At 77.0% G+C, this 14,360-nt stretch carries 10 protein-coding genes; 9 read left to right on the plus strand and 1 reads right to left on the minus strand.

From position 1 onward, the window contains the following. The first annotated feature begins 82 nt into the window (after window positions 1–82). Both MET2598_RS0117285 and MET2598_RS0117290 read left to right on the plus strand, forming a co-directional pair. The gene (locus MET2598_RS0117285) at window positions 83–1,858 is read left to right on the plus strand and encodes a carbamoyltransferase family protein (RefSeq protein ID WP_018261716.1); all 1,776 of its coding nucleotides are present in this window, start codon (window positions 83–85) and stop codon (window positions 1,856–1,858) included. A 243-nt stretch (window positions 1,859–2,101) separates the two neighbouring features. Beyond that, window positions 2,102–4,426, plus strand: coding sequence for an MHYT domain-containing protein (locus tag MET2598_RS0117290; protein WP_012331929.1), 2,325 nt, complete (start codon window positions 2,102–2,104; stop codon window positions 4,424–4,426). Window positions 4,427–4,682: 256 nt separating this feature from the next. Here the strand turns inward: MET2598_RS0117290 and MET2598_RS0117295 are convergent, their stop codons facing one another. Next, window positions 4,683–5,453, minus strand: coding sequence for an FkbM family methyltransferase (locus MET2598_RS0117295; RefSeq protein ID WP_018261717.1), 771 nt, complete (start codon window positions 5,451–5,453; stop codon window positions 4,683–4,685). Window positions 5,454–5,775: 322 nt separating this feature from the next. Here MET2598_RS0117295 and MET2598_RS0117300 point away from each other — a divergent pair, with 322 nt between their 5' ends. The 7 genes from MET2598_RS0117300 to MET2598_RS43410 are packed head-to-tail and all read left to right on the plus strand — an operon-like array spanning window position 5,776 to window position 14,263. Then, entirely contained in the window at window positions 5,776–7,695 is a 1,920-nt protein-coding gene (locus MET2598_RS0117300; RefSeq protein WP_018261718.1) for a methyl-accepting chemotaxis protein, read from the plus strand. Next, window positions 7,688–8,977 (plus strand): chemotaxis protein CheW, encoded by a 1,290-nt coding sequence (locus MET2598_RS0117305; RefSeq protein WP_018261719.1) that lies wholly within the window; start codon window positions 7,688–7,690, stop codon window positions 8,975–8,977. Before MET2598_RS0117300 ends, MET2598_RS0117305 begins: the two co-directional genes overlap by 8 nt. Beyond that, window positions 8,974–10,110, plus strand: a complete 1,137-nt coding sequence (gene cheB, locus MET2598_RS0117310; RefSeq protein ID WP_012331925.1) for a chemotaxis-specific protein-glutamate methyltransferase CheB — start codon at window positions 8,974–8,976, stop codon at window positions 10,108–10,110. Before MET2598_RS0117305 ends, cheB begins: the two co-directional genes overlap by 4 nt. Then, window positions 10,101–10,703: a HEAT repeat domain-containing protein gene (locus MET2598_RS0117315; protein ID WP_012331924.1), complete on the plus strand. Its 603-nt coding sequence runs from the start codon at window positions 10,101–10,103 to the stop codon at window positions 10,701–10,703. The genes cheB and MET2598_RS0117315 overlap by 10 nt, the downstream gene beginning before the upstream one ends. Beyond that, window positions 10,700–11,587, plus strand: coding sequence for a CheR family methyltransferase (locus MET2598_RS0117320; protein WP_018261720.1), 888 nt, complete (start codon window positions 10,700–10,702; stop codon window positions 11,585–11,587). The genes MET2598_RS0117315 and MET2598_RS0117320 overlap by 4 nt, the downstream gene beginning before the upstream one ends. Next, entirely contained in the window at window positions 11,580–11,969 is a 390-nt protein-coding gene (locus tag MET2598_RS0117325; protein WP_018261721.1) for a response regulator, read from the plus strand. Before MET2598_RS0117320 ends, MET2598_RS0117325 begins: the two co-directional genes overlap by 8 nt. Next, a complete protein-coding gene (locus tag MET2598_RS43410) occupies window positions 11,966–14,263 on the plus strand; it encodes a chemotaxis protein CheA (RefSeq protein WP_018261722.1) in 2,298 nt (765 codons plus the stop codon). Before MET2598_RS0117325 ends, MET2598_RS43410 begins: the two co-directional genes overlap by 4 nt. Window positions 14,264–14,360: the final 97 nt, after the last annotated feature.

The raw sequence follows: 14,360 nt of genomic DNA on the forward strand, positions 1-14,360 counted from the left end.
CGATGCCGGAATGCCACGGCCTGACAGCGCCGCAGCGGCCTGTTAAGCGCGCCTCACGCCCCCGGAGACCCGGCCCGCACCGATGCGCTTCTATCTCGGCCTCGCGACCACCTTCCACGACCCGGCCCTCGCCCTGGTCGGGCCGGACGGACGAATCCTGTTCGCCGAGGCGACGGAGCGCTACCTGCAGTACAAGCGCGCGCCCAATTGCGAGCCGGATTCGGCGCCGCGCATGGCCGAGCTGCTCGCCCGGTACCTGCCGGCCGGGGCGGAGCTGGTGGTGGCGACGAGCTGGGGGCCGGATTTCTCGGCCTTCCTGGCCCAGTCGGCGGCCGCGGGCGCCTTCGGGCTCGACGCGCTCGCCGCCCATTCGCCCGAGCTCAACCGCTCGCTGGTGCCCGAGCGGGCCGAGCGCACCTTCATCGCGCAGCTCGGCCTCGCGCAGGCGCGGGCGGGCTACGGCACGCTGCTCGGGCTCGACCGGGCGCATGGCGGGGCGAGCCGCCTCGCGGGCCTGCGGCGCTACCCGCACCACCTGACCCACGCGGCCTACGGGCTGTGGGGCAGCCCGTTCCGGGACGCGACCTGCCTCGTCGTCGACGGCATGGGCGAGACCGGCGCCTCGGCCATCTACCGGATGACGGCGGGCCGCCTCGCCGAGGTGAAGCGCCACCGGGGCCGGGACTCGGTCGGCTTCTTCTTCGGCCTCGTCACCGACCTCGCGGGCTTCGACCAGGCGAAGGGCGAGGAATGGAAGATCATGGGGCTCGCCCCCTACGGCCGGGCCGATCCCGCGCTGATGGGGCTGCTGCGCCGCCTCTACCGGATCGAGGACGGCCGGCTGCGCTTCGCCCCGGCCGAGACGGTGCGGGCGACGGTGGCGGAGATCCTGGCCATGCGCCCCGCCGACGCGATCGAGACCGGCTGGGCCGACCTCGCCCGCTGCGGCCAGGACGCCTTCGGGGAGATGATGGACGCGCTGCTCGGCCAGGCCGAGGCCCTGGCGCCGGGCGAGAACCTCGTGCTGACCGGGGGCTGCGCGCTCAACTCGTCCTACAACGGACGGGCGCTCGCCCGCAGCGGCTACCGCGCCCTGCACGTGCCCTCGGCGCCGGCCGACGACGGCAACGCGGTGGGGGCCGCGTGGCTCGCCTTCGCGGAGGACCACCCCGACTGGACCGGCCCCGGGGACGGCGCGGCGCTGACCCCCTATCTCGGCTCGACCGTCTCGACGGAGCCCCTCGCCCGCATGGCCGGCTCCGAGCCGCGCCTGCGGCAGCTCGGGCGGGCCGGCGTGACGGAGGCCGCGGCCGCGATCCTGGCGGCGGGGGGCCTCGTCGGCTGGGTGCAGGGCCGGGCGGAGTTCGGGCCGCGCGCACTCGGCAACCGCTCGATCCTGGCGGATCCGCGCCCGGCCGACGCGAAGGCTATTCTCAATGCCAAGGTGAAGTACCGCGAGGCCTTTCGGCCCTTCGCGCCCTCCATCCTGGCCGAGGCCGGGCCCGCCTGGTTCGAGGATTACCAGGACAGTCCCTACATGGAGCGGACCCTGGTCTGGCGCGAGGCGGTGCGGGGGCGGGTGCCGGCGGTGGTGCACGAGGACGGCACCGGCCGGCTCCAGAGCGTCACGCGGGCGCGCAACCCGGCCTACGCGGCCCTGATCGAGGCCTTCGCGGCCCGCACCGGCGTGCCGATCCTGCTCAACACCAGCTTCAACGTGATGGGCAAGCCGATCCTCCACACGGCGGAGGACGCGATCCTGATGTTCTACACCACCGGGCTGGACGCGCTGGTGGTCGAGGATTGGCTGCTGGTGAAGGACCCGGCGGCGCTGCCGGGCGGCGAGACCGGCGCCTGAGGCCCGGTCGGCATCGCACCTTGGCAAGGCTGCCACGAGGCAGCCATCGGCGGCGCCGACCCGAGCAGTCGATGCGGAATGGAACGCCGGGACACCGCGCCGCGCACACCGGATCGCACGGGCCGTTTCCAGCCGGCGCGCGGCGCGGGCCGGCGGCGTGCGCCGCCCTCACCTGAGAGCGATTGATACAACCCACACGGATCGTTAACGACGCGCGATCGCCGATCGTCCGACACGGGCTTCATGCCGCATCCGGGTACCCACGACACCACGCTCGTTGCGCTCTCGGTCGTGATCGCGATGATCGCCTCCTACACCGCGCTCGACCTCGCCGCGCGGATGCGGGCGGCGAGCGGCTGGGCGGCCCTGGCATGGCTCGCCACCGCGGCGCTCGCCATGGGCGGCGGCGTCTGGTCGATGCACTTCGTCGGCATGCTGGCCTTCACCCTGCCCGGGCTGGAGGTGAGCTACGACCTCACCCTCACGCTGATCTCCCTCGCGCTGCCGATCGGCGTCACCGCCCTCGGCTTCCTGGTGGCCCATCGCTGGCCGCGGAGCCTGCCGGCGCTGGCGGCGAGCGGGCTCGTCATGGGCCTCGGGGTGGCGGCCATGCACTATACGGGGATGCGCGCGATGCGGATGCGGGCGGACCTGCAGCACGCCCCCGCCTGGGTCGCCGTCTCGCTCCTGATCGCGGTGGGCGCCGCGACCGCCGCCCTCCGGCTCTCCGCCCGCACGGTCGGCTTCGCCGAGCGCATCGCGGCCGCGACCCTGATGGGGCTCGCCGTCGCGGGCATGCACTACGCGGCGATGCAGGGCGCGGAATTCTCGGCCAGCGCCCCGATCGATCCCGGGCACGGGGCCGCGAGCCTGCGCCAGACCCACCTCGCCCTGTGGGTCACCGGCACCACCTTCCTGATCCTGATGCTCGCCCTGATCGCGGCCACGTTCGACCGCCACCTCGCCGACCGGGCCTCCCGCGAGGCGATCGCCCTGCGGGAGAGCGAGGAGCGTTTCCGCCTGCTCCTGCGCAGCGTGACGGACTACGCCATCTTCATGCTCGACGGGGAGGGGCGGGTCGCGAACTGGAACGCCGGCGCCGAGCGCATCATGGGCTACCGCGACCACGAGGTGATCGGCACCCACGTCTCGCGCTTCTCCACGCAGGAGGACCGGGCCCGCGACCTGCCCGGACAGGCCCTGCGGATCGCCGCGGGCGCGGGCAAGTTCGAGACCGAGGGCTGGCGCCTGCGCAAGGACGGCAGCCGCTTCTTCGCGAGCGTGGTCATCGACCCGGTGCGCGACCCCGAGGGCCGCCTCATCGGCTACGCCAAGGTCACCCGCGACATCACCGAGCGGCGCCAGGCGCTGGAGGCGCTCGAACAGGCCCGCGTCGCCCTGTTCCAGGCGCAGAAGATGGAGGCGCTGGGCCAGCTCACGGGCGGCGTCGCGCACGATTTCAACAACCTGCTGATGGCGGTGCTCGGCAGCCTGGAACTCCTGCGCAAGCGCCTCCCCGACGACCCGAAGCTCACCCGCCTCCTCGACAACGCCGTCCAGGGGGCGCAGCGCGGCGCGGCGCTGACCCAGCGCATGCTCGCCTTCGCCCGGCGCCAGGACCTGAGGCCCGAGACCGTGATCCTGCCCGACCTCGTCCAGGGCATGTCGGACCTGCTGGAGCGCTCCCTCGGCCCGGCGGTGCGGATCGAGACCCGCTTTCCCCCCGACCTGTCCGCGGCGACGGCCGATGCCCACCAGCTCGAACTGGCGCTTCTCAACCTCGCGGTGAATGCCCGCGACGCCATGCCGGAGGGCGGGCAGCTCACCATCGCGGCGCGCGAGCGCGCGGCGGACGAGGCCCCTGGCGGCGAAGCCGCCCCGGAGGGCTTGCCGCCCGGCCGCTACGTCTGCCTGTCGGTGCGCGACACCGGGCAAGGAATGGACGAGGCCACCCTCGCCCGGGCGCGGGAGCCCTTCTTCACGACCAAGGGGGTCGGCAAGGGCACCGGGCTCGGCCTGTCGATGGTGCACGGGCTCGCCGAGCAATCGGGCGGGCGGCTGGTGCTGCGCAGCCGTCCCGGGGAGGGCACGCTGGCGGAGATCTGGCTGCCGGCGGCGCCGAGGCCGCAGCGCAGCGAGAGGCCGGCCCCGGCGCGGAGCCTGCCCCGCGCCGCCGAGCGCGCGCTCACCGTGCTGGTCGTGGACGACGATCTCCTGGTGCTGGAGAACACGGCGGCGATGCTGGAGGATCTCGGCCACCGCGTGATCGAGGCGCGCTCGGGCGCGGAGGCGCTCGGCCTGCTCGCCTCCGCGATGCCCCTGGACCTCGTCCTGACCGACCAGATCATGCCGGCGATGACCGGGCTCCAGCTCCTGGAACAGGTGCGGGCGGCGCGGCCGGAAATCGGAGCGATCCTGGCCTCCGGCTTCGCCGAGATCCCGAGCGGGGCGGCCCCGGCGGTGACCCGGCTCGCCAAACCGTTCGACCAGGCGACCCTCGCCCGCACGATCGAGGCGGCGCTCGCGGCGAGCCGGGACGAGCGGATCTCGGCCCTGCGGGCGGGCTGATACCACCGGTCATTTCTCATGACCGGTGGTACCGGTGGTGCGGCTCTCGAATTTTCGCCAAGCCTCTGGTTCGCCAAGCCTCTGGCTTGAAATCGAAAATTCGAGATGGAGCAACGGCTCGATGCGCCGGCATCCTGAGCCGTTGGCATGATCCGGCGCTCGGCTCAGCATCGCAACCCGGGCGGGGGCGTCATCGGCGGCGCCCGCCCGATCGGGCGAAGGCCGCGCCCCCGCCCTCGCGGACCGCCCGCGCCCGTCAGGCCGCGAGGACCGCGTAGACGTCCCCGGAATTGGCCTCGTGCGGCAGGTGCTCCAGGATCCCGCGCATCGCCGCGACCGGGACGAAGCGGCCGAGGCGCAGGCGGTGCTCCTCGCCGAGGGAGTAGTCGACCCGGTAGGGCCCGAGCGCGTCGAGGCGGTCGAGGACGCGCCGGGCCGGCCCGCGCGCGATGGTGGTGAACTCGAAGGAGAGGGCCGGCAGCGGCCTGCCCAGCCCCGCCAGCACCCGGTCCTCGACGCCCTCGACGTCGATCTTCACGAAGGCTGGGGCACCGTGGCGGGCGATCAGCCGGTCGAGGGTCGTGGCCGGGCAGGCCGCCGCCTCGTCCCAGACCTGACCCTCCCAGCCGGGCGCCCCGCGCGCCGCCGCGACGAATTCCGCCGAGGCGGAGGAGACCGTCGGGTTGCGGCGGTTGATGGCGAGGGTGACCTCGCCCTCCGCCTCCGCGACGGCCGCCGCGACGAGCGTCACGCCCGGATCGCGGCCGTGGAGGAGGTGCAGGGCACGCAACGGGCCGGCCTGCGGCTCGACGGCGACGACCCGGGCGCCGAGCCGCCGGAACGAGGCGACCCGGTCCCCGACATGGGCGCCGATGTCGAAGGCGAGATCGCCCGGCCGCAGGAAGCGCCCGTAGAGCGCGTCCATGGCGTCCCGCGGCGCCCCGGGCCCGTGATAGAGGCGCAGCGAGCGCCCGATGGCGGCGGCAGTTCCCCTCGGTCGCACGGTCGGGCCTCCGGTCGGCGCCATCCTAGAGCATTTTCCGACGAACACCGTGATCGGGCGCAGCGCCAGAGCGGCACCCGGACACGTTGCGATCGGGTGCCGCTCCAGATCTTTGATCTTGCCGCATTTTCTGCGACGAACCGGTATCCGCTTCGTCGGACAATGCTCGCGCGCGCGGCGCGGGGCCGCACCCGCGCGGATCGGCCGGCCTCTCCCGGTCCGGGGCTGCGCCATACCCCGCCATAACCCCCGCCCCGCCCCGGCGGCTTGCTCCTCCGCCCAAGCTCCGGCAAACCGGTCCGATCAGGTCCGGCCGCGTCCCGGGCGGGGGCGGTGAAGGTGCGCGATGGCGTTGGTCAAGAAGGCGAAGCTCGCGGCCCGGGAGACCGCCGGGAACCCGGCCCGGGACGAGACCGCGCCCGCGCAGCCCCCCGCACCCCGCCCGGCGCCGCGCCCCGCAATCCACCAGAAGGCGACCGAGCGCCTCGCCGCCGCCACCCAGGAACTCGCGGCGGGACTCGGCGAAGCCTCCGCGGCGGCCGAGGAACTCCGGCGCGCCATGGAGGAGATCGCGGGCGGCGCTGCCGAGGCCGCGGGCGCGGCCCAGGAATCGCTCGCCGCCGTCACCACCATGGCCGGGCGGCTCACCGAGGCCCGCGCCCGGGCCGACCTCTCCCGCCAGCGCACCCACGCCTTCCAGGCGCTGCTGATCGAGGCGAACACCCAGGTCACGGGCTCGGTCGCGGCGATCCGGGCCAGCGCCGAGCGCCAGAGCGGCATCGTCGCGATCGTGGACGCGCTCGACCGCGGCGCCGCCACCATCGGCGAGGTCACGGGGGCGGTCGGCTACGTCGCCGAGCAGACCAACCTCCTCGCCCTCAACGCGGCGATCGAGGCGGTGCGGGCGGGGGCGGAAGGGCGCGGCTTCACCGTGGTGGCGGACGAGGTGCGTGCCCTCGCGGAGACCGCCGAGAGCCATGCGCGGGACGTCCTGCCCCTCGCCGAGGCGATCCGGGCCGAGGTGCGGGAGATCGGCGCCACGGTCCGGGCGGCGGCGAGCCGCGCCGCCGACGAGGCTGCGGCCGGCACCCGGGTCGCGCACGCCCTCGACGAGGCGCGGAGCGGGCTCGGGGTGGTGGCGGAGGGCGCCCAGGCGATCCTCGCCGCCGCGGTCGAGGCCGAGACGATGGTGCGGGAGGCCGAGCGCGGCGCCGGGCAGATCGCCGCCGCCGCCGAGGAGCAATCCGCCGCCGCCGCGCAGGCCCAGGCGGCGGTCGGGCAGCAGACCGCCTCCCTCGACGAGAGCCAAGCGACCGCCCAGGCCCTGTCGGACCTCGCCGACGCGCTCCGGCGCCGCCGGGGCCGGCGGGAGGGGGCCGCCGAGATCGCCGGCGCCAGCGAGACCCTGGCGGCGACGATCCAGGAACTCTCGGGCACCGCCACCCAGATCCTCGCGGCCGTCGACCAGATCAGCCGCGGCACCGCCATCCAGAGCGCGGCGGCCCGGCAATCGAGCGCCGCGATGGTGGAGGTGGAGCGCGGGGCGGGCCGCACCCGGGAGAGCGCCGCGGCGGCGCTCGCCCGCGTCGCGGCCCTGGCGGGGACGATCCGGGAGATCCGCGGGATCCTCGACGGGCTGGCGGCGGCGGTGGCGCGGAGCCTCGCCGAGACCCTGGCCGGCCTGGAGCGCGTCGCCGCCCTGGAGGGGCATAATCGCCGCATCGAGACGATCGTCGACACGCTCGCCCTGGTGGCGGTGCAGATCAGCATGCTGGCGGTGAGCGGCGCCATCGAGGCCGCCCGCGCCGGGGAGGGCGGCCAGGGCTTCGCGATGGTGTCGGGCGACATCCGGGCGCTCGCCCGCGAGGCCGGGGCGAGCGCGGAGCGCATCCGCGGGACCGTGCGGGCGATCCAGGACGGCGCCGCCGCCATCCGGCGCGCCCTGGAGCAGGTCGGCGCCGCCGCCGAGGCCGAGGTGCTGCGCAACCGCGCCCTCATGGAGAGCCTCGACGCCGTGGCGCAGGACGTGGACGCACTGGAGCGCGCGAATGCCGCGATCGCCGAGGGCGCCGACGAGATCCTCCTCGCGGCCCGCGAGACCGCGCAGGGCGCCGCGCAGATCGCGGCCGCCGCCGAGCAGGCCGACCGGGCCGCCAGCGAGGCCGCCACCGCCGCCCGCCAGCAGGCGCGCGCCGCCGAGGACCTCGCCGCCGCGGTCGAGGAGATCGCGGCCCTCTCCGAGGCGCTGCGGGGGGCGAATGGCTGAGGCGGGCCCCGGCCCGGCCGGCGGCCGCGTCCTCCTGGTCGGGCACGGCCCCGGCCTCGTCGCCGTGCCGGCCGGGCTCGTCCGGGAGATCCGCCAACCGGGGCCGCTCACCCCCTGTCCCGGCAGCCCCGCGCCGCTCCTCGGCCTCTGCGCCCATCGCGGCCTCGCGCTGCCCGTGCTCGACCTCGGTCGGCTGCTCGGCCGGGAGGCGGCCGCCCCCGGCCGCCTGATCGTGGCGGAGGCCGGAGACCCGGTCGGCCTGCTGGTCGAGCGCGTCCTCGGCTTCGCGGCCGCGGCCGGGGAGGCCGAGCGGCTCGACCTGCCCGGGCGCCTCGCCGCCCTGCCGGCCCGGGAGGCGCCGCGCCGGGCCGGGCTCGCCCTCGCCCGGGCGCAGGCCGAGGCGCGCGCCGCGGCCGTCGGCCTGCTGCGCCTGCGCGCCGGCGGGCGCCCCTACGCCCTCCCCCTCGACGCCGTGGAGGAGGTCCTGCGCCTGCCGGCGGAGTGGTTCCCGGCGGCGGGGCCGGCGCCCGGCGCCCTCGGCCGCATGCGGCGGCGCGGGGCGTGGCTGCCGCTCCTGGGCCTCGCCGCCCTCCTGGAGGAGGAGGCCGGGCCGCCGCGGCCGGGGAGCCCGGTGATCGTCCTGCGCATCGGGGGCGCCCCGCTCGGCCTCGTGGCCGAGGCGCTCGGCCCGGTGCTGCGCCTGCCGGACGAGGCGATCGATCCGCTGCCGCGGGTGCTGCGCCGCGCCGGGGGAGCGCTCGCCGCGGTCGCCCGGCTCGATGACGGCGACCTCGTCCCGCTCCTCGCGCCCGAGCGCCTGCCGCGTCCCGAGGCCGCGCCCGATCGGGCGGCGCCGGTCCCGGGCGCGGCGCGGGAGCCGGTCCTCGCCTTCGACCTCGCGGGCACGCGCTACGGCCTGCCGGCCGGTGCGCTCGCCGAGGTGCTGCGTTGGTCCGGCATGATCACGCGGCTGCCCCACGCCCCCGCCTCCTGCCTCGGCCTGATCGGCCGGCGCGGCGAGGCGCTTCCCGTCATCGACCTGCGCCGCCTCCTCGGCCACCCGCCGGGCGCCGCGGTCCCCGGCCGGCCCATCCTCGTCCTCGACGGGCGGGAGCGCCTCGGCCTCATGGTCGACGCGGTGGCGGGCCTGGGGCGGGACATGCGCCCGGCGCCCGACGCGGCGGCGGGGCCCCCGCGGCGCCTCGATCCGGCGCAGCTGCGCGAGGCCGTGGCGCGCGAGCGGCGGCTCCCGACCGACCTCCCGCCCGGGGCGGCCGCATGATCCGCCTGCTCGTGGTCGACGATTCGGCGCTGATGCGGAAGGTCATCGGCGGCATCTTCGCGGCCGAGGGCGATTTCGAGGTCGCCTCGGCCCGGGACGGCGTCGAGGCGCTGGGGATGCTCAAGCGGTTCCGGCCGGACGTGATCACCCTCGACGTCACCATGCCGGGGCTCGACGGACTCGCCTGCCTCGATCGCATCATGCTGGAGCGGCCCTGCCCGGTGGTGATGCTGTCGGGCCTGACCGCCGAGGGCGCCGAGACCAGCCTCGACGCCCTCGCCCGCGGCGCCGTCGACGTCCTCGCCAAGCCCGAGGGCGTCGCCTCCCTGACCAGCGACGCGCTCGCGCCCACCCTGGTCCAGAAGGTGCGGGCGGCGTCCCGCGCCCGGCTCTCCCCGGCCCTGCGCCTCGCCGCGCGGCTGCGGGCGCGCCATGCCGGCCTCGAGGCGCCCGCCCGCCGGGAGGCGCCGCCCCTCGACCCCGCACCCGACCCGGCGCCGGGCCCCCTCGCCGGGCTCGTCCTCGTCGGCACCTCGACGGGCGGCCCGCCGGCCCTCGACGCGCTGCTGTCGGGCCTCCCCGCCGGCTTCCCCTGGCCGATCGTCGTCGCCCAGCACATGCCGGGCACCTTCACGGGTCCGCTCGCCCAGCGCCTCGACCGCCTCTCCCCGCTCGCCGTCCGGGAGGTGACGCGGCCGACGCCGCTCGCGCCGGGCCACGTCTATCTCGGGCGCGGCGACGCGGACGTGATCGTCACCCGCCGGCCGGCGGGCCTCGCCGTGGCGCCGGCCCCGGCCCATCCCGACCATCCCTGGCACCCGAGCGTGGACCGCCTGGTCGAGAGCGCCCTCGCCCATCTCGACCCCGCCAGCCTGATCGGCATCCTGATGACCGGGATGGGGCGCGACGGGGCCCGCGCCATGGCGGCGCTCAAGGCGCGGGGCGGGCGCACCATCGCGGAGGCCGAGGAGAGCGCCGTGGTCTGGGGCATGCCCGGGGAGCTGGTGCGGGCGGGGGGCGCGAGCCGCGTCGTGCCCCTCGACGGGATCGCGGCCGAACTCCTGACCCTGGTGCGCCCAGCCCTCGTGCCCGCAAGCGTGGTTCCTCCAGGGGGCGTCCCCCCATGCCGCTGATCCGCCGCGATCCCCCCGGCTGCGCGCCGCCCGGCCCGGCCGCGCCCGACGACCTGACGGCGCCCGAGCCCGAGCGCCGCCTCGCCGCGATCCGGGCGCTGTCCGGCCGCCGCGAGGCCGCGGGCGCGCTCGGCGAGGCGCTCGGCCGCGAGGGAGTGCCGCGGGTGCGGGAGGCCCTGCTCAGCGCGCTGATCGCCTGTGCCGACCCGCAGGCCGCGGCGGCGCTGGCGGCCCATCTCGGCGCGCAGGACCCGGCCCTGCGCAATGCCTGCGTGGAGGCGCTGCAGGACATGCCGGCGGCGGTGCTGCCGCTCCTGCCGGACCTCCTCGCCGATCCCGATCCGGACGTGCGGCTGCTCGCGGCCGGGGTGGCGCGCGCGCAGCCGCCCGAGACCGCGACCCGGCTCCTCGCCGGACTCCTCGACGGGGAGACGCACCCGAACGTCTGCGGGGCGGCCGTGGAGGTGCTGGCCGAGACCGGCACCGCCCTGGCGGTTCCGGCGCTGCGGGCGGCCCGGGCGCGCTTCTCCGCCGAGCCCTTCCTGCCGGGCGCGATCGACCACGTCCTGTCCCGCCTCGCCGAGGCGCCGTGACCCTCCCTGCCCCCTCCGCGATCCCGGCCCTGGCGGAGGCGGATCTCGCGCGCTTCGGCGAGTTCGTCTACCGGCGCACGGGCCTGCGCTTCGCGCCCGGCCAGCGCGGCATGGTCGAGCGGCGGGTCGCGGAGCGCATGCGGGAGGCCGGGACCGCCACCTTCGCGGAGTACTTCGCGCGGCTGCGGGCCGATCTCGACCGCGAGGTCGAGCACCTCATCAACGCGCTCACCGTCAACGAGACCTACTTCCTCCGCGAGGAGTACCAGCTGCGCTGCCTGACGGCCTCGCTGATGGGGCTCGTGACCGCGCGCAAGCGGCCCGGCGACGCGGTGCGGATCTGGTCGATGCCCTGCGCCACCGGCGAGGAGCCCTACTCGATCGCGATCTGGCTGCTGGAGCATTGGCCGGAGGTGGACCGCTACGAGGTGGAGATCGTGGGATCCGACATCGACACCGCGGCGCTCGCCGCCGCCGCGCGGGGCTCCTACGGGGAGAGGGCGCTGATGCGGCTGACGCCGGACCTCGTGGGCCGCTACTTCGCGCCGGAAGCGGCGGCACGCCCCGGGCCGCGCTCCGCGCCGCGCTGGCGCATCATCGAGGAGCTGCGCCGCTCGGTGCGCTTCTCGCCCTGCAACCTGATGGACCGGGCCGCCATGGCGGCGGAGGGCCGCTTCGACGTCGTCTTCTGCCGCAACGTGCTGATCTACTTCGACGACGCGTCCCGCCGGGTCGCCGCCGACCACCTCTACGACGCGCTCGCGCCGGGGGGCTTCGTGTGCCTCGGCCACACCGAGTCGATGAGCCGGATCTCGCCGCTGTTCCGCGTCTGCCGGCTGGCGGACGTGATCGTCTACCAGCGCCCGGAGCAGGACGATGGCTGAGACCGGACCGGCGCGCATCCTCGTGGTGGACGACGCGAGCCTCGTGCGCCGCTACTACCGCGAGGTGCTGGAGGCCGGCGGCTTCGCCGTGGACGAGGCGATCAACGGCATCGAGGCCCTGGAGCGGCTGCTCTCGGGGCCCTACGACCTCCTGGTGGTGGACGTGAACATGCCGAAGATGGACGGGCTCACCTTCCTGCGCGCCCTGCGCGCCCGCGAGGCGCCGCTGCGCGGCCTGCCGGTCCTCGTCACCAGCACGGAGGCCGGCGCCGCCGACCGGGCGGCCGCCCGGGCCGCGGGGGCGAATCTCTACCTCGTCAAGCCGATCGCCGCCGAGGTGCTGCGCGCGCACGCGGCGGCCCTGACCGGACGGCCGTCGTGAGCGACCTCCTCGCCCAGTTCCTGATCGAGGCGCGGGACCTGATCGAGGGCGCCGCCGACGACCTCATCGCCCTCGAGCGGGCGCCGGACGACGCGGCGGCCCTCGACCGGGTCTTCCGGGCCTTCCATACCCTGAAAGGGTCGGTCGGCCTGTTCGACTTCCCGCCCTTCCTGGCCCTCCTGCACGCGGCCGAGGACGGGTTCGCGGCGGCGCGGGCCGCGCGGCGCGCGGAGGACGGGCTGGTCGACCGCGCGCTGCAGGCCCTCGACGCCGCCTCCCGCTTCACCGAGGCGATCGCCGCGTCCGGCGCGCTGCCGCCCGGCGCCGCCCGGGAGGCGGACGGGCTCGGGCGGCTCCTGCGCGGCGGGACCGAGGCCGAGGCCCCGCCCGACCCGCCGGACGCGGCGGTGCCGGACTGGGCGGAGGCGCTCCTGGCGGGCGCGCAGCCGGTCGCGCCCGGCACGGGCCTCGTCGCCCTGCGCTACCGCCCGCGGGCGGATTGCTTCTTCGCGGGCGACGACCCGATCGGCCTGGTGCGGCGCGTCCCCGCGCTCCTGGCCCTGCGCCTCGCCCCGGCCGGGCCCTGGCCGGAAGAGGTCGACGTCTTCGCCTGCAACCTCGACATCGCGCTCCTCAGCGCCGCCCCCCTGGCCGAGGTCGAGGCGCCGTTCCGCCTCGTGCGCGACCAGACCCGCGTGGCGGCCTTCCCGGCCCCCGCCGCCCCCGCCCTGCCGCCGCTCGCCGCGGCGATCCTGCGCGAGCAGCTCGACCTCGTCGGCGCGCCGGGCGAGGCGGAGGGGGAGGCGGGCCGGCGCGAGGCCGCGTCCCGGTCCGCCGCCAACGCCCTGCGGGCGGCGGGGCTGGCAGCGGCCTCCCTGGCGGTCCTCGACGCCGCCGCGCAGGGCACGCAGGCTCTGTCCGCCTGCCTCGCGGCGCTGCTCGCGCGCGGGGTGCAAACCACCCCGGGCGGGGTGCAAACCACCCCGGGCGGGGTGCAAACCACCCCGGGCGGGGTGCAAGCCACCCCGGGCGGGGTGGAAACCACCCCGGACGGACCGAGGGCCGCCCCGGGCGGGGCGCCGGGCGCGGCGCAGGCCGCGCCGGGCGAGCGCCTGCTTCGGGTCGAGGCGGCCCGGATCGACCAGCTCGTCGCGCTCGCCGGCGACCTCGTGACGGCCCGCACCGGCCTCGGCCACCTCGCGGCCCGGGCCGAGGCCGGGACGGAGGCCGCCGCCCTGGCCCGGGCCCTGCGCGGGACCGACGCGCAGCTCGGCCGCCTCGCCGGGGAATTGCACCGGGGCTTGGCGGCCCTGCGCCTCGTGCCGCTCGGCCCCCTGTTCCGGCGCTTCCCCCGGCCCCTGCGCGAGATCGCCCGCAGCCTCGGCAAGGAGGTCGTGCTGGTGCAGGAGGGCGAGGAGGTCGCGGCGGACCGGGCGCTGGTGGATGCGCTGTTCGAGCCCCTGCTCCACGTGATCCGCAACGCCGTCGATCACGGGCTGGAGGAGCCGCAGGTGCGTCTCGCCGCCGGCAAGCCCGCCGCGGGGCGGATCACCCTGCGGGCGGCGCTCGTCGGCGAGACGCTGGCGGTGACGGTCGCGGATGACGGGCGCGGCATCGATCCGGAGCGGCTGCGCCGCCGGGCCGCCGCCGCGGGCCTGCGCGCCCCCGAGGCCCTGGCGGCGATGAGCGACGCGGCCGCGATCGACCTCGTCTTCGCCCCCGGCTTCTCGACCGCCGAGCGGGTCAGCGACCTGTCCGGCCGCGGGGTCGGCATGGACGCGGTGCGGGCGGCGGCCGAGCGCCTCGGCGGGCGGGTCGCGATCGAGAGCGAGGTCGGCCGCGGCACCGCGATCCGCCTGCTCCTGCCGCAGCGCCTCGCCCTGACGCGGATCGTGCTGGTCGGCGTCGGACCCGACCTCTACGGCCTGCCCCTGGAGGCGGTGGCGGAGGCGGCGCGGGTGCCGCGCGCGCAGATCCGCGCGGTCGGTCCCGGCCGCGCCGCCGTCCTGCGCGGGCGGACCGTGCCGGTGGTCCGGCTCGCTTCCCTGCTCGGCGTGCCGGGGGCGGAGGCGTCCGGGGAGGCGCGCCTCGTCGTCCTCGGCAGCGGCGCCGACGCCCTCGCGCTGGAGGTCGACCGCTTCGGCGAGCGACTCGACGTGCTGACGCGGCCCCTCCCGGCCCTCGCCGCGGCGCCGGGCCTCGGCGGCACGGCGCTCCTCGGCGACGGCCGGGTGCTGCTCGTCCTCGATCCCCCGGCCCTGCTCGCCCTGGCGCTCGGGGAGGGCGCGGCGTGAGCGCGGTGCGCGGGCGACGCGGGGTGCAGCCGCCAAGTTCGGCGACCAGGTTCGGCGACCAAGTGCGGCGACCAAATGCGGCCGTCAGGTCGCGGCC

The sequence above is a fragment of the Methylobacterium sp. WSM2598 genome, from assembly GCF_000379105.1.
Taxonomy (GTDB): domain Bacteria; phylum Pseudomonadota; class Alphaproteobacteria; order Rhizobiales; family Beijerinckiaceae; genus Methylobacterium.

Coding starts and splice junctions, on each gene's coding strand:
- MET2598_RS0117295 (WP_018261717.1), bottom strand. CDS start 5,453: ATGGCGCCGACCGGAGGCCCGACCGTGCGACCGAGGGGAACTGCCGCC.
- cheB (WP_012331925.1), top strand. CDS start 8,974: ATGATCCGCCTGCTCGTGGTCGACGATTCGGCGCTGATGCGGAAGGTC.
- MET2598_RS0117300 (WP_018261718.1), top strand. CDS start 5,776: ATGGCGTTGGTCAAGAAGGCGAAGCTCGCGGCCCGGGAGACCGCCGGG.
- MET2598_RS0117290 (WP_012331929.1), top strand. CDS start 2,102: ATGCCGCATCCGGGTACCCACGACACCACGCTCGTTGCGCTCTCGGTC.
- MET2598_RS0117285 (WP_018261716.1), top strand. CDS start 83: ATGCGCTTCTATCTCGGCCTCGCGACCACCTTCCACGACCCGGCCCTC.
- MET2598_RS0117325 (WP_018261721.1), top strand. CDS start 11,580: ATGGCTGAGACCGGACCGGCGCGCATCCTCGTGGTGGACGACGCGAGC.
- MET2598_RS0117315 (WP_012331924.1), top strand. CDS start 10,101: ATGCCGCTGATCCGCCGCGATCCCCCCGGCTGCGCGCCGCCCGGCCCG.
- MET2598_RS0117305 (WP_018261719.1), top strand. CDS start 7,688: ATGGCTGAGGCGGGCCCCGGCCCGGCCGGCGGCCGCGTCCTCCTGGTC.